Genomic DNA, 21,483 nt, shown 5'->3' with positions numbered 1-21,483 from the left:
CTTTCAATGAAAGTAACTTTCGGCAATATCTGTCCTCTAAGCGACACGGCGCAGAATCATGGGAGGAAAATTCATGGGCTGGATGCAGGATGAAACGGGACTGGAAAAAAATGCGGCAAACTATGTTCCGCTGACCCCGCTGTCGCATCTGCGCCGGGCCGCGCATGTGTTTTCCGACGTTCCGGCGGTGGTCTATGGCAAGCACCGCAAGACCTATGCCGCCTATTACGACCGCTGCACCCGGCTGGCCTCGGCGCTGGCGGGGATGGGCGTGAAACCGGGCGATGTGGTCGCAACGCTGATCCCCAACCTGCCCGCCCAGGCCGAAGCGCATTTTGGCGTGCCCGCCTGCGGCGCCGTCCTCAACACCATCAACACCCGCCTGGATGTGGACACGGTGGCCTATATCTTTGAGCATGGCGAGGCCAAGGTCGCACTGGTGGACAGCGAATTCCTGGCCCTCGCCGAAGCGGCCAAGGAGCGGATGGAGGGCGACGGACCGATCCTGATCGAAGTGCCGGACATCGAGGCTGGTTTCACCGCTTCTGGCCGCTATTCCATTTATGAGGACGTGCTAGGCAATGCAGCGCATGATTTCGACTGGATCATGCCCGAGGACGAATGGGAAAGCCTGGCGCTGAACTATACCTCAGGCACCACGGGACGTCCCAAGGGGGTCGTCTACCATCACCGCGGCGCCTATCTGATGACCATGGGCACGGTGATCTCCTGGCGCATGGTGATGCACCCGGTCTACCTGACCATCGTGCCACTGTTTCACTGCAACGGCTGGAACCACACATGGATGATGCCGGTTCTGGGCGGCACGCTGGTCTGCTGCCGCAACATTACCGCGTCTGCTGTCTATAACGCGATTGCGGATGAAGGCGTCACCCATTTCGGCGGCGCGCCCATTGTGCTCAACACCATCGTCAACGCCAAGGAAGAGGACCGCCGTGCCTTTGACCACACGGTCGAGGTCTTTACCGCCGGAGCCCCGCCTGCCCCGGCAACGCTGGAGAAAATCGAAAAGCTCGGCTTTCACGTGACGCAGGTCTATGGCCTCACCGAGACCTATGGCCATGTCACCGAATGCCTGTGGAAAGGCGGCAGCTGGGACACGCTGGACCAGCAGGGCCGCGCCGCGATCAAGGCGCGTCAGGGCGTTGCCTTCCCGATGATGGACCATATCACCGTCGTGGATGACGACATGCATCAGATCCCGATGAATGCCAAGGATCAGGGCGAAATCGTCATGCGCGGCAATTCGGTGATGAAGGGGTATCTGAAAAACCCTGAGGCAACAGCCGAGAGCTTCAAAGGTGGCTACTTCCATTCGGGCGATATCGCGATCCAGCACCCCGATGGCTATATCCAGATCGCCGACCGTGCCAAGGACATCATCATTTCCGGCGGCGAGAATATCTCCTCGGTCGAGGTAGAGGGCGTGCTGATGGCCCACCCGGATGTCAATCTGGCTGCCGTTGTGGCCAAGCAGGACGAGAAATGGGGAGAGGTTCCCTGCGCCTTTGTCGAACTGAAAGAAGGCGCATCTGTGGATGAGGCCGGGCTGATCGCCTTCTCCCGCGAGACTCTGGCTGGGTTCAAGGCGCCCAAAAAGGTGGTGTTCCAGGAGCTGCCCAAGACATCGACCGGGAAAATCCAGAAATTTGAGCTGCGCAAGATCGCAAACGGCCAATAATATCGGCACCGGCGGGCCTGCCCGTCGGTTGCCTCTTGCATTCACCAAGTCTTATTCTTATTTTTGAATATGAAGGCGCCGTAGGGCGCGCGTATCAGAAAGGATAAGACATGACGATCAACAAAGCGGTTATGGCGCTTGCCGGTTTCATGGTGTTGCTGTCCGTGGTGCTGACGCAATTCGTGTCGCCCAACTGGGTCTGGCTGACGGTCTTTGTCGGCGCCAACCTGTTTCAATCGGCCTTTACCGGCTTTTGCCCGGCAGCGATGATCTTTGCCCGTATGGGTTTGAAACCCGCGTGAGGCACGGCGGTGGCTAAGGCGCCCCACTGAGTTGTGAAATCTGCGGCAAAGCGGTTTGCTGCCTTGCCGTGAGGCATGCTATCCTGCGGCAAACAGAACAACCGCAATGATACGGGCAGGCTGAATGACCGCACTCAGGGACTTCGAACGGCTGGAGGCTGCGGGTTTGTGGCGCGCAGCCCCTGATGCGCAGCGCCGGGATGTGATCATCTCGGTTGGGGATGCGACCCTCACCATTACCGACATGAGCGACCGCCCCCTGGCGCATTGGTCCTTGGCGGCGGTCGAACGTGCCAACCCCGGCGAATTCCCGGCGATCTTTCATCCCGATGGCGATCCCGGTGAAACGCTGGAGATCGCAGAAGACGAAACCACCATGCTCGAGGCGATCGACAAGGTGCGGGCCGCCATTGATAGGCGCCGTCCGCATCCCGGGCGCCTGCGCGCGGCAAGCGTCCTTGCCAGTCTGGTCGTCCTTGCGCTGGTGGTATTTCTATGGCTGCCGAGCGCGCTGCAGAACCACGCCGTCAGCGTTGTGCCCGATATCAAGCGCAAGGCGCTGGGTCAGGCGCTGCTTGGCCGGATTGAGCGAGTTACCGGTCAGGCCTGCAGCACGGCGGACACGGTGCCCATTCTGGAAAAACTCGCGCTGCGCACAGGCGTGCGCCGTCTTGTTGTGTTCCGCTCCGGCCTCGCCACCAGCCTGCACCTGCCGGGTGGTATCGTTCTTTTGAACCGGACGTTTGTCGAGGATCACGAAGACCCTGCCGTGGCAGCAGGAGCCGTTTTGGCCGAACGGGCCCGGGCCGAGGCGCAGGACCCGCTGGCAGAACTGCTGGCATCAGGCGGTGTGCTGGCCTCTTTCCGGCTTCTGACCACGGGACAGCTGAAACGCGAGACACTCGATCACTATGTTGAAACGGTTCTCAGCACGCCGCGCCCCGAGGTTGCGGATGAGACGCTGCTGGCCGAATTTGCCCGCACCGCGATCCCCTCCACCCCTTACGCCTATGCGCTGGATATCACCGGAGAGACCACCATCGGGCTGATCGAGGCCGATCCGATGGCAGGCCGGGTTCTGGAACCGGTTCTGAATGACCGCGACTGGGTGCGCCTACAGAACATCTGCAGCTAACCCCAGGAAGACACAAAAACGCCCGGGCCAACGGCCCGGGCGCAATGGATTTCCCTGCGCGTAATATGCGAGTTAGCCCGCCATGAGCTCCTGACCAAAATCATCGTCATAGCCCTGCCCCGCGAGATCCCAATCACCATGGGCACTGGGCGTTGTAGCCGAAGCGAAAGACGAAGACGAGGGTTTGAACTGCGCCACCAGTTGCGCCAGCTCGGTCGCGGCCTGCTGCAACGACTTGCCCTGCTCACTGGATTTCAGAACCATGCTCGCGTTCTGCTGCGTCACCCTGTCCAGCTCGGTCATGCCCGAGTTGATCTCGGATATGGTCGAGGCCTGCTCACCGGATGACTCTGCGATCTGGCTGGCCAGGGTCGACACCGACTGGATCTTGGTGATAATCTCGCCCAGAGATTTACCAGCCTCATCAACCAGTTCCACGCCGATCTTGACCTTTTCCGAGCTGCTCTGGATCAGTTCCCGGATCTCATTGGCCGAATTGGCCGATTTCAGCGCAAGGGAACGCACTTCGGAGGCCACCACGGCAAAACCACGGCCGGCCTCGCCCGCACGCGCCGCCTCAACCCCAGCATTCAGCGCCAGCAGATTGGTCTGGAACGAGATATCGTCGATCACGCTGTTGATCTCCGAAATCTTGCCCGAGGCCTCATTGATCTCCTGCATGGCCACGACGGTCCGCTTCACGATATCGCCGCTGCGCATCGCCTCGCTGGTGGTTTCGGCAATAGTGCCTTCGACCGCTTTTGTCTGTTCGGTGGCGGATTGAACATTGGAGGTGATATTGTCCAGTGCAGCCGCAGTTTCTTCCAGGGTCGCCGCCTGATTTTCAGTGCGGCGGGACAGCTCGTCCGTGCCAACTGCCATCTCGCCGATCTGACCTTCGATATCTCCGACCGTGCTCAGCACCCGTCCAATCACGTCATCCAAAGCCTCAGCCGTCTGGTTGAAATCGGAGCGCAGCGCGGCATATTCGGCGCTCATTTCCTTGGTGATCCGGTACCCGAGGTTGCCCTTGGACAGATTGTTCAGACCGTTCGCCAGCTCCTGAACCACATCCGCCTGCTCCTTCGCCGCAGCGCGGGACTGCCCCTCAAGCTCGGCATTGGCGCGCATCGCCTCGACGAATTCGACAACCGCAGCAGCCAGACGCCCCAACTCGTCGCCTCGCGTCTTTTCCGGAACCGCGCTGTCGGTGTCACCATTGCGCAGCGCATCGATACGATCAACGATCCGGTCCAGCGGACGCGTGACCGAGGCCGCGGAGAAATAGACGATCAGGCCAATTGCAAGACAGATCGCAAGACCGATGACCGCCGACTGCAGATAGAGAGCAGAGACGGTGTCCTGGATCGCGCTGTTGTCAAAACCCATCACCATTTCACCCACAACGGTGCCATCGGTGAGGGAGATCGGAAACTTGACGTAGACCACTTGATTGACCTCGGTGGTCTTCTCCTCTTCCGGATCCGCCAGCAGGATTTCCACTGCCCCGGTCACTTCCGCGCGCCGGTCCTCGCTTACGAACACCTCGGTAAAGGTCTCACCATCGACCACGACCTGCGCGAACAGAGCGTTTTCCATATCCGCCACGCCCTGGATTGCCCCCTGCGCCGCATCACTGTTGAAATCCCAGACCGCCGCAGCGACCGGAGGCCCGACAAACCGTTGCGCCAGCCCGACTTCATCCTCGAAGGCGTCAATCAAGGCGCTGCTGTGCTTGGACGCCCAGAAGACGGTGTAAGCAATGTTCGATACAACAATGCAGGCGAGGATGGGCAGCAGCAGTTTCTTCTTGATGGACATGCCCAAGAAACGTGAAAGCTGGCGTTTCATTATGGTGCTCCGGTTTGGTGACGAACGTGTCAGTGATCTTGAGGCCAGGCTGCATGCAAAGCTGCGTACACCCCCGGCAAGCAGGGTTCCGGGTTCAAAAATTCTTTTTGAAGGCGCCACGCATGGCGCCCCGTTTTCCCGAAGGAGAGGTTATGCGCCTGCCACACGTAAAGGGGGCGTTCCCCCGCGAAGGCAGATTGCACAGGGTGGCAGGCGCGGGCCGGGTTAGACCGACACGCCTGCCACCGCTGCGGATCAGAAGGACATGTAGTTGTCTTCCAGCGCGTCCCGGTATTTGTCGGTCCACCGGGTGTTGATCTCCTGGATGGTTCCATCTGCTTCCAGCTCACCAAAGCAGCGGTCGAAATCAGCGGCAATCGCCGGATCCCGGAAGCTCATGACATAGGGGCTGGGTTCAAAGATGGCACGGAATTCAAGCGGCTGGCTGGCGTCGACACCGGCGGAAGAACCAGCTTCCTGCAGTTGACGGCTGAACTCTGCGAAAAGCATGCCATCGCCCAGAATGCCATCGACCCGCTTGCCATAGAGTAGCTTGCTCTGGGTCTTCTGGTCAGCCATCTCGCGATAGGATTTGAAGCCTGCGGTTGCCCCATCCAGACCGGGAATGATGTTGCTCGCGCCCTCAAAGGCCACGATGTTCCAGCCATCCAGATCCGACAGCGCATCGGCCTGCTGCTCTGAAGAGGTCAGGAACGAAACACCATTCTGATAATTGATGTAGGTCTTGGTTTGAGTCCCGGCTGTGGGCATGCCCAGCGGCACGGTGGCCACCGCATCACCAGACCCTTTTTCGAAGGACTGCCAGTGACGGGTAAAGGGCTGCACCTTGAAAACAGCGCTGTGGCCGCAGTGCCCCAGAACCGCCGAGATAATCTCAGCCTCGCGCCCGGTGCCATCCTGATTGATCATCGGAGGCAGATCACCGGCCATGACTGTAATTTCGGCCGCTACCGCGGGATTGGAAAAGACGAGAAGAGACGCAGACACACATGCTGCAATTCCGAACTTCATACTTCGCTCCTGGTATTGAGTACCAAGCCAAAGAAGTCGATTCGTCTTAACGGGTGCTTATCACTCACGCGCCTGTAGGTTGCAAAAAAGGTCATAACTTCGCGAAAAATTGACCTGAACATAAAATGTGCATCAATGTGGAAGCGCCTCGAAAGCGGCGCGAAATATTATTTCCAAGACAAGCCACGCTTTGAACACTTACGTCTCTTTGGCGGGTTAACGTATTCCTGCGCAAACAGAGATAGCCGGCCGCCGAAGGCAATCCGCCAATAGAAAACGGGCCCCAAATGGGGCCCGCTGTCCTTCTTCAATTAGGACCGCGCCTTACTCTGCCGCTTCGGCGTAGTCCTCCAGCGGCGGGCAGGTGCAGATCAGATGGCGGTCACCATAGACGTTGTCGACCCGGTTGACCGGTGGCCAGTATTTGTCGACGCGGAAGGCGCCCGGCGGGAAGCAGCCCTGTTCGCGGCTGTAGGGACGGTCCCAATCCTTGACCAGATCCTCCATCGTGTGCGGCGCGTGTTTCAGCGGGTTGTTCTCCCCGTCGATACGGCCTTCCTCGATGTCGCGGATCTCTTCGCGGATCGACAGCATGGCCTCACAGAACCGGTCCAGTTCGGCCTTGGTTTCGGATTCCGTCGGCTCCACCATCAGGGTACCTGCCACCGGCCAGCTCATCGTCGGGGCGTGAAAACCGCTGTCCATCAGACGTTTGGCAACATCGTCCACGGTGACATGAGCACTGTCCGCATAGGGGCGCGTGTCCAGGATACACTCATGCGCGACGCGGCCCGAGGGTCCCTTATACAGGACGTCATAAGCCCCTTCGAGCCGCTTGGCGATGTAGTTGGCGTTGAGGATCGCAACCCGGGTTGCCTGGGTCAGACCGGCGCCCCCCATCATCAGGCAATAGGCCCAGCTGATGGTCAGGATCGAGGCCGACCCGAAGGGCGCGCCCGACACCGGACCTTCTTCGCCGCCGGTTTCGGGATGGCCCGGAAGGTGCGAGACCAGGTGCGATTTCACACCGATCGGTCCCATGCCGGGGCCGCCGCCGCCATGCGGGATGGCAAAGGTCTTGTGCAGGTTCAGGTGGCTGACATCGCCGCCCAGATCACCGGGACGGGACAGACCGACCATGGCGTTCATATTGGCGCCGTCGATATAGACCTGACCGCCCAGATCATGGGTGATCTTGCAGACCTCATGCACGGTTTCCTCGAACACGCCATGGGTCGAGGGATAGGTAATCATGCAGCCCGCAAGGTTGTCGCGGTGCTTTTCCGCCTTGGCCCGGAAATCGTCGAGGTCAATATCACCGTTCTCGGCCGATTTCACCACCACGACCTTCCATCCGACCATCTGCGCCGAGGCTGGGTTGGTGCCATGCGCCGACACCGGGATCAGGCAGATGTTACGGTGCCCTTCGCCGCGCGCCCGGTGATATGCCGCGATGGTCAGAAGACCGGCGTATTCACCCTGCGCGCCGGAGTTCGGCTGCATCGAGATCGCGTCATAACCGGTGATCTGACACAGTTTGTCGGACAGATCCGTCACCATCTCGCCATAGCCTTCGGTCTGGTCTGCCGGGGCAAAGGGGTGGATATGGGCGAACTCGGGCCAGCTGAGCGGCATCATTTCCGCGGCAGCGTTCAGCTTCATGGTGCAGGAGCCCAGCGGGATCATCGCCCGGTCCAGCGCCAGATCGCGATCCGCAAGACGACGCATATAGCGCATCATCTCAGTCTCAGCCCGGTTCATGTGGAAGATCGGATGGGTCAGGTAGTCCGAGGTCCGATGCAGGTTCTCTGGCACCCGGTATTCCGGGGTGAAATCATCATCCTTGCGAACAATCCCAAAGGCGCGCCAGACGGCTTCGATGGTTTCCGGACGGGTGGTTTCATCCAGCGTGATGCCAACCCGGGTCTCACCAACGCGGCGCAGGTTGATGCCTTCATCGACCGCGGATTTCAGGACTGCCGCCTGCAGCGGGCCCACATCAACGGTGATGGTGTCAAAGAACACCTTGGGATCGACCTTGAAGTTCGCCTCTTCCAGCCCTTTGGCCAGACGCACGGTCTTGCGGTGGATACGCTGCGCAATCGCCTTCAGCCCCTTGGGACCATGGAAGACGCCATACATCGAGGCCATCACAGCCAGCAGCGCCTGCGCGGTACAAACGTTCGAGGTCGCCTTTTCGCGGCGGATGTGCTGTTCGCGGGTCTGCAGCGAAAGGCGGTATGCCTTGTTGCCATGGGCATCGACCGAGACGCCGACGATCCGGCCCGGCATCGCGCGCTTGTAGGCGTCCTTGGTCGCCATATAGGCCGCATGCGGCCCGCCTGCTCCCATCGGTACGCCAAACCGCTGGGTCGAGCCGACAGCGATATCGGCGCCCATGGCACCGGGCTCTTTCAGCAGCGTCAGCGCCAGCGGATCGGCAGTGACCACGGCGATTGCCTTGTGCGCGTGCAGCTTTTCGATATGGGGGGTGAAATCGGTCACGTGACCATAGGTGCCGGGATACTGGAAGATGGCGCCAAACACCTGCTCGGGGTCCATCTTCTCCGGATTGCCGACGATCACCTCGATCCCAAGCGGTTCGGCGCGGGTCTTGATCACGGCGATGTTCTGCGGGTGGCAGTCGCGGTCGACGAAAAACGCCTTGGCCTTGGATTTGGCAACCCGCTGCGCCATGGTCATCGCTTCGGCGGCGGCGGTGGCTTCATCCAGAAGCGAGGCATTCGCAATTTCCAGACCGGTCAGATCGGAAATCATCGTCTGGAAATTCAACAGCGCCTCCAGCCGACCCTGCGAGATTTCTGGCTGATAGGGAGTGTAGGCCGTGTACCAGGCCGGGTTTTCCAGAATGTTGCGCTGGATCGCGGGCGGGGTCACCGTGCCATGATAGCCCTGCCCGATCAGCGAGGTCATCACCTTGTTCTTCTGGGCAACTTCGCGCATGTGGAACAGCAGCTCGCGCTCGGACAGCGGGCGACCAAAATCCAGAGCAGCCTTTTGCCGGATCGACGCCGGAACGGTGTCGTCGATCAGCGCATCCAGACTGTCGGCGCCCACGACGCGCAGCATCTCGTCCATCTCCTCGGGAGACGGGCCGATGTGGCGGCGGTTGGCAAAGTCATACGGCAGGTAGTCCGTCGGTTCAAAAGACATGAGGCACCCCTTCAGGTTCATGTTTCAGGCAAAACCCTATCATTCGGGCAGGCCCGTTCGCACAGCGCAGTGGTTCCCCGCCCCCGGATCTGGCGGCGGGGAATGAGAAATCAGCCGATGAACGCCTTGTAACCGGCTTCGTCCATGTAATCGTCCATCGGAGACAGATCGGACGGTTTGATCTTGAAGAACCAAGCTTCGCCTTCGGGGTCTTCGTTGACCTTACCCGGCTCATCCGCGATGGCTTCGTTGATCTCGACGATCTCGCCGTCCAGCGGCGACAGGATGTCCGAGGCGGCCTTGACGGATTCGATCACCACGATCTCTTCGTCCTTGGTCACTTCGCTGCCGACCTCGGGCAGTTCGACGAACACCACATCGCCCAGCTGTTCAGCCGCATGGGCGGTGATGCCCACGGTGATGATCTCGCCTTCGGCCTGCAGCCACTCGTGTTCTTCGGTATATTTCATGTCCACTTTCCCTTTGAACAAACGCGCCTGTTTTTCTGTTTCAGCGCTTGAAGTTGGCCGCCACGAAAGGCAGCGTTGCAACGGTGACGGGGGCGCGTTTACCGCGCAGCTCGCCATAGATACGGGTGCCGGGCGTGGCCATGTCCGCAGGGACATATCCCATCGCCACCGGGCCGCCCTCGGTGGGGCCAAAGCCGCCAGAGGTGATCTTGCCGATGGGCGCGCCGCCCTCGGGTTCGGCAAACAGCTCCACACCTTCGCGCATTGGCGCGCGGCCTTCGGGTTTCAGGCCCACGCGGCGCATGGCCGACCCCTCTGCCATCTCGGCAAAGACGTGCGCGGCTCCCGGAAAACCACCTTCGCGGTCGCCGCCGGGGCGACGCACCTTCTGGATGGCCCAGGTGAGCGAGGCCGCCGCCGGGCGGGTCTCTGCGTCAATGTCATGGCCGTAAAGGCACAGACCGCCTTCAAGGCGCAGGGAGTCCCGCGCGCCAAGGCCAATCGGCTCTACATCAGCGCGCGCCAGCAGGCGGCGGGCAAACGCTTCGGCCTGGTTTGCAGGTACGGAGATCTCATAGCCATCCTCGCCCGTGTAGCCCGAGCGGGAGACCCAGATTTCGACCCCATCTGCATCCAGGGTGGCCACATCCATGAATTTCATGTCCGCGGCGGCAGGCGCAATCGCCGAAAGAACCGCCTCGGCCGCAGGACCCTGCAGCGCCAGCAGCGCGCGGTCAATAATGGGGGTAACAGTCACAGCCGGTTCCAGCGCCGCCTTCATGCGGGCGATATCGGCCTCTTTACAGGCAGCATTCACGACCACGAACAGGTGATCACCGCGATTGGCGAACATCAGATCGTCCTCGATGCCGCCCTGATCGTTGGTGAACAGACCGTAGCGCTGGCGCCCTTCCTTGAGGCCCAGCACGTCCATCGGCACCAGCCTTTCGAATGCCTCGGCCACCGCCGCATAGCTCTCCCCGGTCAGGATCACCTGCCCCATGTGGCTGACATCAAAAAGGCCCGCCTTGGCGCGGGTGTGCTTGTGCTCGCCCATAATGCCCATGGGATACTGCACCGGCATCAGATACCCGGCAAAAGGCACCATCTTGCCACCCAGCTCTTCATGCAGGGCAAACAAAGGCGTCTTTTTCAAATCAGACGTGGTTTCATCAGACATGCGTGTCCGTCCCGTTGTCACGGCCGGTCCGATCCATCTGTTCGAATGGGTCCGGCATCCAAGTTCTGCGCAGATTTCGCCTGCACACTTCGATGCCCCCTCTGTCCCTTGCGCCTGAGATCGCTATCCCTTCGGCGCCCCGGTACCTACGCCGGGGTCTCTCCAGAGTTTACTGCGCAGGCGGTCCCTTTGGCCTGAGAGTTTCCGGGGCGGTTGCTCCTTCGGCACCGGTTGGAGCGAGGTGATTCCGCTCCGCTGCGGTTCTCCCGTCTGCGCGCCCCGAAGCTAACAGCGCGCCGCCTGCCGTTCAAGACGCAAACGGCAGCAATACTGTCGCTTTCAAGGAAGTTTGATGCCGATTTCAGAACAGGTTGAAATATTCGGCCTGTTCCCATTCGCTGATGGTGTTCAGGTAACGATCCCATTCGAAGCGTTTGAGATGGGACAGATACCCCGTGAAGCCCTCCCCCAGAACGCCACTGAACAGATCGCTCCCTGCCTCGAAGGCCGCCAGCGCCGCGCCCAGCGATTTCGGCAATTCCTGCGCCCCCTCGCCATAGGGAGAGGTCGTGGGCAACGGCGCCTTGAGCCCCGCCGCAATTCCATCGCCGCCCGCGATCAGCTGCGCGGCAAAGGCGTAATAGGGGTTTGCGGAACTGTCCGGCGCGCGGTTTTCGATCCGGCTCGCGGGATCGCCGGGCGCCATCAGCCCGCGCAGCATGGCGCCGCGGTTGTCGGCGCCCCACTGGATCCGGTTCGGCGCCAGCTGGAACGGCATATAGCGTTTGTAGCTGTTGACCGTCGGTGCGATCATCAGCGACGAAGCCTCCGCATGGGTCAGCAGCCCGGCGATCCAGCCCGACGCCTCGGCGCTAAGGCTGCCATCCGCCTGTGGCATGAACAGGTTGCGGCCCGTGGCGATATCCTGCAGCGACTGATGCACGTGCCAGCCGTTGGCCATCGCGTTCTCCAGCCGCGGCTTGGCCATGAAGCTAGCGTGCAATCCTTCGCGGGCACATACCTCCTTGACCATGGTACGGAACATCACCATCGCGTCCGCCTGCGTCACCGGATCGGCAGGGGCAAAGGTCAGCTCGACCTGGCTTGGCCCCATTTCAATCTCGACCGAGCGCACCTTCAGCCCCAGCCCCTGCGCGTTGCGGCGGATGAGATCCAGCACGCTTTCCATTTCGCCATAACGGGTTTCGGTCAGATACTGGTACCCCTGCGCCAGATTGCGGGTCTCAACCGGCGCGCCAGGCATGCCCGACTGACCGTGTTCGCGGGCATCGCTGGACCGCTCAAAGACCTGAAATTCCACCTCCAGCCCCAATGTTGCAGCCATGCCCTGCCCGGCCAGCCGATCCACCGCCGTCTGCAGCACGGTTTGCGAGGCAAAGGGAACCGGGCTGCCATCGCGCATCACCGGCGTGCAGAGGATCCAGGCCGAATGCGACGACCACGGGAGTACGCGGAAAGTCTCCGGACGCGGCACCAGCAGCACATCACTCGCCCCCTGCATCAGGCTGGCAGGACCGTCATCTGCCTCGCTCCAGACGGGAAAGGCGGTGCGATGCGAGGTATCTTTCAACAGCAGGGTCGAAGGCACATTGAGCCCCGCAGAGAACAGGCTGTCAAAGGCGTCGGCCACGATGGTTTTGCCACGCAGGATACCGTGCTGATCGGCAAACAGAACCCGGACGGTTTCTATACCCTCTGACCTGACCCTTTGCAGCAGATCCGCCGCCCCAGCGCGGCATGCATCGGACAAGAGGCCAAGACGGGCCAGCTTGCCTGTGGAAATATCTTCGGCCATCTCGCCTCTTTCATCGCTATGCATCCGGCCCTACCGGGGCCGGTGCTGGCTGTGGTGTTGCGTTACTTCCGGGACGGTTCAGACGCTCGCATCCCAGGAGCACTGGCCGCGGCGCGCATCGTCTGCCTCTTCCGCCGCCTTTTGCCAATCGCCGTCCTGGGCGATCGAGTCATTGGAAATAGGCCCGAAAATGCTGCCAAGGTCCAGTCCGCCTGCCATCGGAAGATCCGCTTCACGGCCTTCCTTCACGGCCGCAATCGCTGCCCGCAGCATACGACGGTAGCGGATGATGGCCACATCCGACTTGCCCAGATGCTCCTGCGTGCGGTCCTGAATGGCGCCCATGCTTTCAACTGCCCATTGATCGTGCACGTTGATGTCGAGCCCCATGCCCGTATAGGTCTCGCTTTCCTGCTCGGCCGGGTTATAGCCGTATTCGTTGCGCTTGTTCTTTTTCGGCGCATAGCTGGGCAACACGTGTTCCTTCAGGCGCTGTTCGCGCATCAGCTCCTTGTTCACCGGTTTGTCGAAGCTGGTGAACATCGAATACCAATAACAATTCTCGTCATCGATCGGCACGTGCCACTGGGTGATGGTCATTTCCCGGCTCATCGGAATGCAGATCGCTTCGGGGAAGATCTGGTTGGTGACCCGCACGTGGCTGCGGCCATCCTCCATGTGGCGCAGGGCGGTGATTTTCAGCCCGTGATCGGCCTCTTCCACCTGAATTTCCGGGCGCGGATAGTCGCGCAGCAACTTGGTCATCGGGATTTCGGTGTTGCCCGCCTTATCGCGGAACTGCTTGCCATAGCTGTCGGCGGGATCTTCGTCCTGCAGGAACCGGTGCAGGAAAGAGGCATGCGCCGGGTCGATCCCCACTTCCATTGCCTGCAGCCAGTTGCACTCCCACAGGCCCTTGAAGGCAAAGACATGCGTATCGGGTGCCCGGAAACAGTCAAAGTTGGGGAATTCCGGCGGCTCTCCCGGCCCCATATAAGCCCAGACGATACCGTTCTTTTCGACCACCGGGTAAGACGCGGTCTGGATCTTCTCGTGCATCCGGCTGCCTTCCGGCTCACCCGGCTGCTCAACGCATTGCCCCGAACGGTTGAAATGCCAGCCATGGAAGGGGCAGCGCAGACCGTTATCCTCAAGCCGCCCATAGCACATGTCTGCGCCCCGGTGCGGACAGTGCCGCCCGATAAGGCCGAGCTTGCCTTCGGTATCGCGGAACAGCACCAGATCCTCGCCCAGCAGACGCACCGGCACCACCGGGCGCCCCTGCTGCAGTTCATCCGAGAGCGCCGCAGGCTGCCAATAGCGGCGCAGTACCTCTCCGGCATCGCTCCCCTTTCCGACGCGTGTCAGACTGTCGTTGAGTTCCTGGCTGATCATGGCGGGATCCTTATTCCTGTCTGCAATAATTCGAACCGAAGGTAACAGGCTGCAACGAGTGACTTGACGAAGTTCGAAATACGCACCAATATATGTTCATACGCACAATTACTGCGCAGCCTGAGGATCGGTGTCAAGACCTGTTCCCCTTATGGCGAGCGGCTTCTTTGGGACTTCGAATGAACAAACCTCCTCAGGACCGGAACATTTCATCCAGCTTTGCCAAGGGGCTGGCCGTCATGGCGACCTTTGACGCCGAAACACCCAGCCTCACCCTGGCCGAAATCGCGCGCCGCAGCGGACAGGACCGGGCAACTGCGCGCCGGGGGGCCCTGACCCTGGTGCAGGCCGGGTATCTGCGGCAGGACGGCCGCATGCTATCGTTGACGCCGCGGGTTCTGGCGCTCGCGGGCGGTTTCCTGCAGGCCAACCAGTTCGGCCACCGGGTTCAGCCGGTGCTGAACCAGCATGCCCGCAAGCTGGAGGTCGGCATCACCCTTTGCATTCTGGATCAGGACCGGGTTCTGCTGTTGGCACAATCCACCGTTGATCAAGGACCGGTCACCTACGGCTTTACTGCAGGAGCGCATATCCCGCTGCTGCACACCAGTCTCGGACGGATGCTTCTGGCCTGCCTACCACCCGAGGAGGCGGGCGAAGCCGTCGCGCGCGCGGATAAACCGCGCCATACGGAGCAGTCCCTGACCCACCCCGAAGACATCACCAATCAGGTCGACGTCGCGCGCCGTCAGGGATGGTGCCTGACAGACAGCGAATTCGAACCGGGCATTCTGGGCCTTGCGGTGCCGGTCTCGGCTCCCGGGCAAACACCCATCGTGGTCGGTGCCTCGCTCCCGCGTGGTGACAATCCCGAAGCCGCCACCGGCGATCTCTTGCAGGGGTTGCAGCTGTGCGCCGCCGATCTGCGCCAGTCCAAGGCGGTGGACTGTCTCTGATCCACGCCCTCTCGCATCCCGGGACGCCGGTTCCGGGATGCATATTCAAAAATTATTGAACAATGTTTTTACCACGTCGCACCTTGGACCCGCGCGCGCATCGGCTCATAGTCGCTCCTGACGCGCGGTAACCGCCTGCCCAAACAATGCCAGGCGGAACAGTCCGCGCCCCATCAGAGCCTCACAAAGGACGGCGGCACCATGACAGAGCGCAGCTATTTTACCCCAACAGGCGGGCACCCCGGGCAGGACCAGCTGCTGACAGACCGGGCCATGTTCACCGATGCCTATGCGGTCATCCCCAAGGGCACCATGCGGGACATCGTCACCTCGGTCCTGCCGGGCTGGCAGGGCATGCGCATGTGGGTGATCGCACGCCCGCTCAGCGGGTTTGCCGAAACCTTCTCTCAGTATATCGTCGAGCTGCAACCGGGCGGCGGGTCTGACACCCCGGAAACCGATCCGGCTGCGCAGGACAGCCTGTTTGTTACCGCTGGCCAGGTCGAGCTCAGCATCGACGGCACCGCGCATGTGCTGGAGGAAGGCGGGTTTGCCTATGTGCCCCCGGGCAGCGACTGGTCGCTGCGCAATCCCGCCGCAGACACCGCCTCCTTCCACTGGATCCGCAAACAGTGGCAGTCTGCACCGGGCCTGACCGCGCCTGCCTTTTTCACCGTCAACGAAAAGGATCTGTCGCCCCATATGATGCCTGGAACCGAGGGGCGCTGGGGCACCACGCGCTTCATGGATCCCGAAGACCTCTCCCATGACATGCATGTGACCATCGTTACCTTTGAACCCGGCGGCACCATTCCTTTTGCCGAAACCCATGTGATGGAGCACGGGCTTTATGTGCTGGAAGGCAAGGCAGTCTACCGGCTCAATCAGGACTGGGTCGAGGTGGAAGCCGGTGATTTCATGTGGCTCCGCGCTTTCTGCCCACAGGCCTGCTATGCGGGTGGACCGGGCCGGTTCCGCTACCTGCTTTACAAGGATGTGAACCGCCATATGCCGCTCACGCCCCTGCGCTGAACGGCCGGGTCGGCGGCTTTTCCTCGGACGCCCCATTGCAAACCGCAGCCGCGACGCTAGGCTGCGAGTACGTCTTTGCCTTCAGGAGCAGTCCGATGACTTTTGCTTTTGCCCCGGCCCGCACCCTTGCCCGCCTTGTTTTCAGCCGCCGCATAACGGTTCCCACTCTGGCGCTTTGCGCGACGCTCGGCGCGGGTATGCTGACGCTGTCCCCCACACCCGCCGCGGCCGGGGAGAAGGTGCAGGGAAGTCAGGTTACAATTCTGGGCCGCACCTGGATCGTCAGCCCTGTCGGCGATGGCACCGGTCGCTACCGGGCCGAGCGGCTGAACCGCAAGCTGGAAGCCTTCCGCCCTCCTGCAATGATCAGCGCCCGGCAGGCTGCGCGCGCCTACAAGGCCGCCACCGGTTGCACCGCCCGCCGCGACAGCATGCTTAGGACGATCTCCGGCGTCTACTACGCCGATCTGGTCTGCCGGTCGCGGTAACCGCGCACCGCGACACCGCACGGCGCCTGCCACTCGCTCCCTTTTGCCCTCCCATTCAGATATTCATCACCCCAATCCGGACCGGCTGCGCCGCTCCATTTCCGGGGCCGGAGAACAATTCATGAAAATTGCCATCAACGGATTTGGCCGCATTGGCCGCACCATCCTGCGCCAGATCCTGACACTGCCCGGATCCGAAAGCATCGAGATCGCCCGGATCAACGATATCGCACCGCTCGATATCTGCGCATACCTGTTCCAATACGACAGCACATTCGGCCCCTTCCCCGCGCCGGTGGAGACCGGAGAAGCCAGCCTGCACGTGATGGGGCGCACTATCCCGGTCAGCCATGCAGCGGACCTGACTGAGGTCGATCTGTCCGGTGTCGATGTGGTTCTCGAATGCACCGGCATCGCCCGAACCTCGGACGTGGCGCAACGCGGCCTGCAGGCCGGCGCGCGCAAGGTGCTGATCTCCGGCCCCTCCCCCGCCGCCGAACGCACCGTGGTTCTGGGCGCCAACGGGGATAGGCTGACAGACGCCCGCATCGTCTCAAACGCCTCCTGCACCACCAATGCCCTGGCGCCGCTGGTGCGCCTGCTGGATGAACTCGCGGGCATTGCTGCCGCCCATATGACCACGATCCACTGCTACACCAATTCGCAGCCGCTGGTAGATGCGCCCCGCGGCGATTTCGCCCGCTCGCGCGCCGCGGCAATGTCGATGGTTCCGACCACCAGTTCGGCCACTCACCTGATCGACGAGGTCCTGCCGCAGCTGAAGGGCCGGATCAGCGGCGCTGCCGTCAGGGTGCCTGCCGCCAGTGTTTCCGCCGTCGATCTGGTGGCTAGCCTTGAAACCCCGTTCAGCGAAACTGACGCCCTCAGCGCGCTGAAGAAAGCCGTCGAAGGCTCTCCGGTGCTGGGCTGGACCGATCTGCCCCTGGTTTCCTCGGATCTGCGGGCCCGGCCGGAATCACTGGTAATCGCAGCGCCGGAAACCCGGATGTGCGGAGACCGGCAGATCCGTCTGTTCGGTTGGTACGACAATGAATGGGGCTTTTCCGCCCGCATGCTGGATGTGGCCCGGCTGATGGCGCAAAGCTGACCTCATCCCCGGCCCGATCTTGGCCCCGCTCCCAAGGTCTGGCTTCGGGGTCAAGGGCAGCGCAGCTGCCGCGCCTTGGCGCGGGCTCCCCTTGAGGCCGAAACCAGACCGATAGAATGGCGCAGGTGCCTGAAGGCAGACCTGCCCTTCAGGCACCTCTCAGCAAAAAGAAAAGCGCCGCGCGGCAGCACGGCGCCCGGCCCAACGGGACCAGATCATCACAGGATGATCGCAGGACGGGCGGGAGAGCCCCCGCCAATCCTTGGGACTTGGATCAGTCGTGTCCGAGGCTGCCCTGACCATGCCCGGACATGCCGCCAGAAACTTCCTCGGTGGCGCTGCCGGGCAGTTCCATGGGCAGCACCAGGTTCAGCACGATGGCGATTACCGCCGCAGGCAGTAGGCCGCTGGTCATCAGGATCCGAAGCGTATCGGGCAGATACTGAACCGCACCGGGTTCCAGCTGCAGCCCCAGCCCCACCGACAGGGAGATTGCAAAGATCACCATGTTGCGCCGGTTCCAGTCCACATCGGACAGCATCGAAATGCCAGCCGCGACCACCATGCCGAACATGACGATCACGCCGCCCCCCAGCACCTCGATCGGAATGGTGCGGATAATGGCGCCGACCTTGGGCACCAGGCCGCAAATGATCAGAAAGATCGCGCCGCAGGTCACCACATGGCGGCTCATCACGCCGGTCATGGCGATAAGGCCGACGTTCTGGCTGAAAGATGTATTCGGCAGCCCGCCAAAGATCCCCGCAACCGCCGTGCCCAGACCATCGGCATAGGTCGCTCCGGCGATCTCCTTGTCGGTGGCCTCGCGCCCGGCGCCACCCTGAGTGATGCCGCTGACATCACCCACGGTCTCAACAGCCGAGACAAAGGCCATCAGGCAGAAACCCAGGATCGCGGCAAAGGAGAACTCGAACCCGTATTTGAACGGCACCGGCAAGGCAAAGGCCGATGCGCGCGACCAGCTGGTTCCGATGGCCTCAAAGCTCACCATGCCGACCATCAGCGCGTAGATATAGCCCACGATCAGCCCCAGAAGCACCGCCGAAACCGACAGCATGCCACGGGCAAAGAATTTCAGCCCCAAGGTGGCAAAGATCACGATCAACGCGGCCGACCAGTTCAAGAGCGAGCCGTATTCCGGCTTGCCGATGGCAGGCACGCCGCCTGCCGCGTACTGGATGCCGACCTTGACCAGCGCCAGACCGATCATCGTCACCACCAGCCCGGTCACCAGCGGCGGCAGGGCAAAACGGATCTTGCCGATCACCATGCCCAGCGCCGCATGAAACAGGCCACCGATCAGGACACCGCCATAAAGCGCGCCCAGCGCATCGACGCCCTTGCCCGCGACCAGCGGGATCATGATCGGCAGAAAGGCAAAACTGGTGCCCTGCACGATCGGAAGCGCGGCGCCAACCGGGCCGAGGGTGATCGTCTGCAGCAGCGTCGCCACCCCGGCAAACAGCATCGACATCTGGATCATGTACAACAGCTCGGGAAAGTCGGGCGAGTTCGAACCAAACCCGAACCCCGCCGCCCCGGCGACGATGATCGCAGGCGTCACATTGGACACGAACATCGCAAGCACATGCTGGATCCCCAGCGGTATCGCCTGGGTCAGCGGCGGCGTGTAATTCGGATCGCGCAGCTCTGCTGCCGTTCCGATGGAACCATCTGCCATTTTCATTTCCCTCTTCTGTTGGATCTGTTGGTATTTTTGTTGGTGCCACCTCTTTTCGGGTGGGCTGGAAAACAGACGAGGCGCCCGTCAGGGGCGCCTCACCTCATATGCGGTATCGAACCAGTGTTCCTGCAGATTTGCGCCGGGACCGATCCGGTCCACCACGGCAAAGAGGCCGGGTTCGCACAGCGGCGTCAACACGCCGTGCCAGGTGCCACGGTGGAAATTGATGGCCTGACCCGGCTCTGTCTCAAAAGCCAGCGGCCTGCCCGGCGCATCGCCCAAATCTTGGGCAACAACCACAAGGAAACCCTGCCCCCCCATGGGGATAAAGGCCTGGCTTCCCTCCGGGTGGCGCTCCACCATTTCCAGCCGCATCGGCAGGCTACGCGGCTCGGCGTTGAACAGGCTGAGGCCCGCGCGCCCGTCCGCAAAATCCATCTTTGCCCGGTCGTGATAACGCCCGCACAGGCCCTGATTGATGATCTTGTCGGGCGCGCCAGAAATGTCGATCAGATCCCCGAAGGGTGCAAAAGCCTCGGCGCTGATCGGCGCGATCTCGATAATCTCACTCATGGCAGGAGATCCTTCAGGCGAAATTCGGCAATCCGTTCAACCTGACGGCAGGCCTCGGCAAATTCGGTATCCCGGTCGTTTTCGATCCGCCGTTCAAAGGCCGCCAGGATTGATGCCTTGTCGTGATCGCGCACGGCGATGATGAAAGGGAAACCGTGTTTTTCCACATAAGCAGTGTTGAGCTGCGTGAAGCTCTCCCGCTCTGCGTCAGTCAACGCGTCCAGCCCGGCGCTGGCCTGCTCTGAAGTGCTTTCTGCGGTCAGGCGTTTCGCGGCGGCCAGCTTTCCCGCCAGATCCGGGTGCGCAGTCAACACGCCCAAACGCTCAGCCTCACTGGCGGAGCGGAACATCCGGCACAGCGCATTGTGCAGCCCCAGTGCCGTGTCATGCGCCGGTCCCAGCTCCAGATCAAAGGCGCGCTCGGCGATCCAGGGGGAATGTTCGAAGATGCCACCATAGGCCGCGACAAAGCTTTCCCGCTCCATCTGGCTCAGACGCGTGTAGCGCTTGTGCGGGTGGGTCTCTGCCCAGTGATCGGCGATATCGGCCCGGCGCGGACACCAGACGCCCTCAAACCCTTGGATATAATCAAGGAACCGCTTCAGCCCTGCGGCCTTGCCGGGCCTGCCGATCAGGCGGCAATGCAGCCCCACCGACATCATCTTGGGTGCTCCGGCCTCTCCTTCGGCATAGAGCACGTCAAAGGCGTCCTTCAGATACTGAAAGAACTGCTCGCCCGTGATGTAGCCCGGTGCGGTGGCAAAGCGCATGTCGTTGGCTTCCAGCGTATAGGGAATGATCAACTGGTCACGCTCGCCCACCTCGAGCCAATAGGGCAGATCGTCATCATAGGTATCCGAGATATAGTCGAACCCGCCTTCCTCGGCGACCAGTCGCACGGTGTTGGCGCTGCAGCGGCCGGTGTACCAACCGCGCGGGCGGGTTCCGACCACCTCGGTATGAAGGCGCACCGCCTCGGCGATCGCGGCGCGTTCCTCTGCCTCGGGCATGTCCTTGTGCTCGACCCATTTCAGCCCATGGCTGGCGATCTCCCACCCGGCGGACTTCATCGCGGCCACCTGCTCAGGGGAGCGCGCCAGCGCGGAGGCGACGCCATAAATGGTGACCGGGATATTCGCCCCGGTGAACATCCGGTGCAGCCGCCAGAACCCGGCGCGGGCGCCGTATTCGTAGATCGACTCCATGTTCCAGTGCCGCTGCCCCGGCCAGGGTGCGGCCCCGGCGATATCCGACAGAAAGGCCTCGGACGCAGCATCCCCGTGCAGCACGCAATTCTCGCCGCCTTCTTCATAGTTCAGCACGAATTGCACCGCGACCTTCGCACCGCCCGGCCAGGCTGCATCCGGAGGGGTGGCGCCATAGCCGATCATATTGCGCGGATATCTGTTCATGGTCTGCTGTCTCTTTGTTGATGTCGCCCGCCACTTTGGCAGGCAACCGCAAGCATAACCTCTATAATGGCAGAAGACCTGGCCCTTTTATCAAAATTTCCCGAAAACACTGTCAATCCGGCGCCATTTGCTCAACTCTCGCGCTTGGTGCA

At 61.7% G+C, this 21,483-nt stretch carries 17 protein-coding genes and 2 riboswitches; of the genes, 7 read left to right on the top strand and 10 right to left on the bottom strand.

Features of this window, described 5'->3' with window-relative positions; translation table 11 throughout:
* Positions 1–73 precede the first annotated feature (73 nt).
* From SM765_RS01760 to SM765_RS01750, 3 genes are all read left to right on the top strand, one after another.
* Positions 74–1,702 carry an AMP-binding protein gene (locus SM765_RS01760; protein WP_065273822.1) on the top strand — a complete coding sequence of 543 codons (1,629 nt, stop codon included), beginning with the start codon at positions 74–76 and terminating at the stop codon, positions 1,700–1,702.
* A 110-nt stretch (positions 1,703–1,812) separates the two neighbouring features.
* On the top strand, positions 1,813–2,004 hold the full coding sequence (locus tag SM765_RS01755; RefSeq protein WP_065273337.1) for a YgaP family membrane protein: 192 nt from the start codon (positions 1,813–1,815) through the stop codon (positions 2,002–2,004).
* A gap of 124 nt (positions 2,005–2,128) precedes the next feature.
* Positions 2,129–3,139, top strand: a complete 1,011-nt coding sequence (locus SM765_RS01750; protein WP_065273336.1) for a hypothetical protein — start codon at positions 2,129–2,131, stop codon at positions 3,137–3,139.
* Between the two features lie 72 nt (positions 3,140–3,211).
* On the opposite strand, the gene SM765_RS01745 is transcribed toward SM765_RS01750, so the two are convergent.
* The 7 genes from SM765_RS01745 to SM765_RS01715 all read right to left on the bottom strand — a co-directional run bounded on the left by SM765_RS01745 (position 3,212) and on the right by SM765_RS01715 (position 14,057).
* Positions 3,212–4,990 carry a methyl-accepting chemotaxis protein gene (locus SM765_RS01745; protein ID WP_368981399.1) on the bottom strand — a complete coding sequence of 593 codons (1,779 nt, stop codon included), beginning with the start codon at positions 4,988–4,990 and terminating at the stop codon, positions 3,212–3,214.
* A 255-nt stretch (positions 4,991–5,245) separates the two neighbouring features.
* Positions 5,246–6,022 carry a type 2 periplasmic-binding domain-containing protein gene (locus SM765_RS01740; RefSeq protein WP_274827884.1) on the bottom strand — a complete coding sequence of 259 codons (777 nt, stop codon included), beginning with the start codon at positions 6,020–6,022 and terminating at the stop codon, positions 5,246–5,248.
* Between the two features lie 324 nt (positions 6,023–6,346).
* Entirely contained in the window at positions 6,347–9,196 is a 2,850-nt protein-coding gene (gene gcvP, locus SM765_RS01735; protein WP_274827883.1) for an aminomethyl-transferring glycine dehydrogenase, read from the bottom strand.
* Positions 9,197–9,306: 110 nt separating this feature from the next.
* On the bottom strand, positions 9,307–9,666 hold the full coding sequence (gene gcvH, locus SM765_RS01730) for a glycine cleavage system protein GcvH (RefSeq protein ID WP_065273332.1): 360 nt from the start codon (positions 9,664–9,666) through the stop codon (positions 9,307–9,309).
* 40 nt (positions 9,667–9,706) lie between these two features.
* On the bottom strand, positions 9,707–10,846 hold the full coding sequence (gcvT, locus tag SM765_RS01725; RefSeq protein WP_274836863.1) for a glycine cleavage system aminomethyltransferase GcvT: 1,140 nt from the start codon (positions 10,844–10,846) through the stop codon (positions 9,707–9,709).
* A 99-nt stretch (positions 10,847–10,945) separates the two neighbouring features.
* A riboswitch (glycine riboswitch) is annotated at positions 10,946–11,014 on the bottom strand.
* A gap of 3 nt (positions 11,015–11,017) precedes the next feature.
* A riboswitch (glycine riboswitch) is annotated at positions 11,018–11,125 on the bottom strand.
* A gap of 82 nt (positions 11,126–11,207) precedes the next feature.
* Complete coding sequence (locus tag SM765_RS01720) at positions 11,208–12,662, bottom strand: glutamine synthetase family protein (RefSeq protein ID WP_274836861.1); 1,455 nt, start codon at positions 12,660–12,662, stop codon at positions 11,208–11,210.
* Between the two features lie 78 nt (positions 12,663–12,740).
* Positions 12,741–14,057, bottom strand: coding sequence for an aromatic ring-hydroxylating dioxygenase subunit alpha (locus tag SM765_RS01715; RefSeq protein ID WP_065273329.1), 1,317 nt, complete (start codon positions 14,055–14,057; stop codon positions 12,741–12,743).
* Positions 14,058–14,236: 179 nt separating this feature from the next.
* Between SM765_RS01715 and SM765_RS01710 the strand changes: the two genes are divergently transcribed.
* From SM765_RS01710 to SM765_RS01695, 4 genes are all read left to right on the top strand, one after another.
* Positions 14,237–15,013, top strand: a complete 777-nt coding sequence (locus SM765_RS01710; protein WP_274832069.1) for an IclR family transcriptional regulator domain-containing protein — start codon at positions 14,237–14,239, stop codon at positions 15,011–15,013.
* 201 nt (positions 15,014–15,214) lie between these two features.
* Positions 15,215–16,045, top strand: coding sequence for a bifunctional allantoicase/(S)-ureidoglycine aminohydrolase (locus SM765_RS01705; RefSeq protein ID WP_274836859.1), 831 nt, complete (start codon positions 15,215–15,217; stop codon positions 16,043–16,045).
* A gap of 95 nt (positions 16,046–16,140) precedes the next feature.
* Entirely contained in the window at positions 16,141–16,533 is a 393-nt protein-coding gene (locus SM765_RS01700) for a hypothetical protein (protein ID WP_274833816.1), read from the top strand.
* Positions 16,534–16,654: 121 nt separating this feature from the next.
* A complete protein-coding gene (locus tag SM765_RS01695; RefSeq protein ID WP_274833814.1) occupies positions 16,655–17,641 on the top strand; it encodes a type I glyceraldehyde-3-phosphate dehydrogenase in 987 nt (328 codons plus the stop codon).
* Positions 17,642–17,915: 274 nt separating this feature from the next.
* Here the strand turns inward: SM765_RS01695 and SM765_RS01690 are convergent, their stop codons facing one another.
* From SM765_RS01690 to puuE, 3 genes are all read right to left on the bottom strand, one after another.
* Complete coding sequence (locus SM765_RS01690; protein WP_274836857.1) at positions 17,916–19,343, bottom strand: uracil-xanthine permease family protein; 1,428 nt, start codon at positions 19,341–19,343, stop codon at positions 17,916–17,918.
* An 87-nt stretch (positions 19,344–19,430) separates the two neighbouring features.
* Positions 19,431–19,919, bottom strand: a complete 489-nt coding sequence (locus SM765_RS01685) for an ureidoglycolate lyase (RefSeq protein WP_274827875.1) — start codon at positions 19,917–19,919, stop codon at positions 19,431–19,433.
* A complete protein-coding gene (puuE, locus tag SM765_RS01680) occupies positions 19,916–21,331 on the bottom strand; it encodes an allantoinase PuuE (protein ID WP_274836856.1) in 1,416 nt (471 codons plus the stop codon). Before puuE ends, SM765_RS01685 begins: the two co-directional genes overlap by 4 nt.
* Positions 21,332–21,483: the final 152 nt, after the last annotated feature.

This window comes from Pseudophaeobacter sp. 1A09344, from assembly GCF_041008745.1.
GTDB lineage: Bacteria > Pseudomonadota > Alphaproteobacteria > Rhodobacterales > Rhodobacteraceae > Phycobacter > Phycobacter gallaeciensis_A.
Note: the sequence above shows the minus strand (reverse complement) of the source record. Positions and strands in the feature narration are given on the sequence as shown.

Excerpts from the sequence above, each read along its gene's own strand:
- SM765_RS01760 (WP_065273822.1), top strand. The coding sequence starts at position 74 with ATGGGCTGGATGCAGGATGAAACGGGACTGGAAAAAAATGCGGCAAAC.
- SM765_RS01755 (WP_065273337.1), top strand. The coding sequence starts at position 1,813 with ATGACGATCAACAAAGCGGTTATGGCGCTTGCCGGTTTCATGGTGTTG.
- SM765_RS01750 (WP_065273336.1), top strand. The coding sequence starts at position 2,129 with ATGACCGCACTCAGGGACTTCGAACGGCTGGAGGCTGCGGGTTTGTGG.
- SM765_RS01745 (WP_368981399.1), bottom strand. The coding sequence starts at position 4,990 with ATGAAACGCCAGCTTTCACGTTTCTTGGGCATGTCCATCAAGAAGAAA.
- SM765_RS01740 (WP_274827884.1), bottom strand. The coding sequence starts at position 6,022 with ATGAAGTTCGGAATTGCAGCATGTGTGTCTGCGTCTCTTCTCGTCTTT.
- gcvP (WP_274827883.1), bottom strand. The coding sequence starts at position 9,196 with ATGTCTTTTGAACCGACGGACTACCTGCCGTATGACTTTGCCAACCGC.
- gcvH (WP_065273332.1), bottom strand. The coding sequence starts at position 9,666 with ATGAAATATACCGAAGAACACGAGTGGCTGCAGGCCGAAGGCGAGATC.
- gcvT (WP_274836863.1), bottom strand. The coding sequence starts at position 10,846 with ATGTCTGATGAAACCACGTCTGATTTGAAAAAGACGCCTTTGTTTGCC.
- SM765_RS01720 (WP_274836861.1), bottom strand. The coding sequence starts at position 12,662 with ATGGCCGAAGATATTTCCACAGGCAAGCTGGCCCGTCTTGGCCTCTTG.
- SM765_RS01715 (WP_065273329.1), bottom strand. The coding sequence starts at position 14,057 with ATGATCAGCCAGGAACTCAACGACAGTCTGACACGCGTCGGAAAGGGG.
- SM765_RS01710 (WP_274832069.1), top strand. The coding sequence starts at position 14,237 with ATGAACAAACCTCCTCAGGACCGGAACATTTCATCCAGCTTTGCCAAG.
- SM765_RS01705 (WP_274836859.1), top strand. The coding sequence starts at position 15,215 with ATGACAGAGCGCAGCTATTTTACCCCAACAGGCGGGCACCCCGGGCAG.
- SM765_RS01700 (WP_274833816.1), top strand. The coding sequence starts at position 16,141 with ATGACTTTTGCTTTTGCCCCGGCCCGCACCCTTGCCCGCCTTGTTTTC.
- SM765_RS01695 (WP_274833814.1), top strand. The coding sequence starts at position 16,655 with ATGAAAATTGCCATCAACGGATTTGGCCGCATTGGCCGCACCATCCTG.
- SM765_RS01690 (WP_274836857.1), bottom strand. The coding sequence starts at position 19,343 with ATGGCAGATGGTTCCATCGGAACGGCAGCAGAGCTGCGCGATCCGAAT.
- SM765_RS01685 (WP_274827875.1), bottom strand. The coding sequence starts at position 19,919 with ATGAGTGAGATTATCGAGATCGCGCCGATCAGCGCCGAGGCTTTTGCA.
- puuE (WP_274836856.1), bottom strand. The coding sequence starts at position 21,331 with ATGAACAGATATCCGCGCAATATGATCGGCTATGGCGCCACCCCTCCG.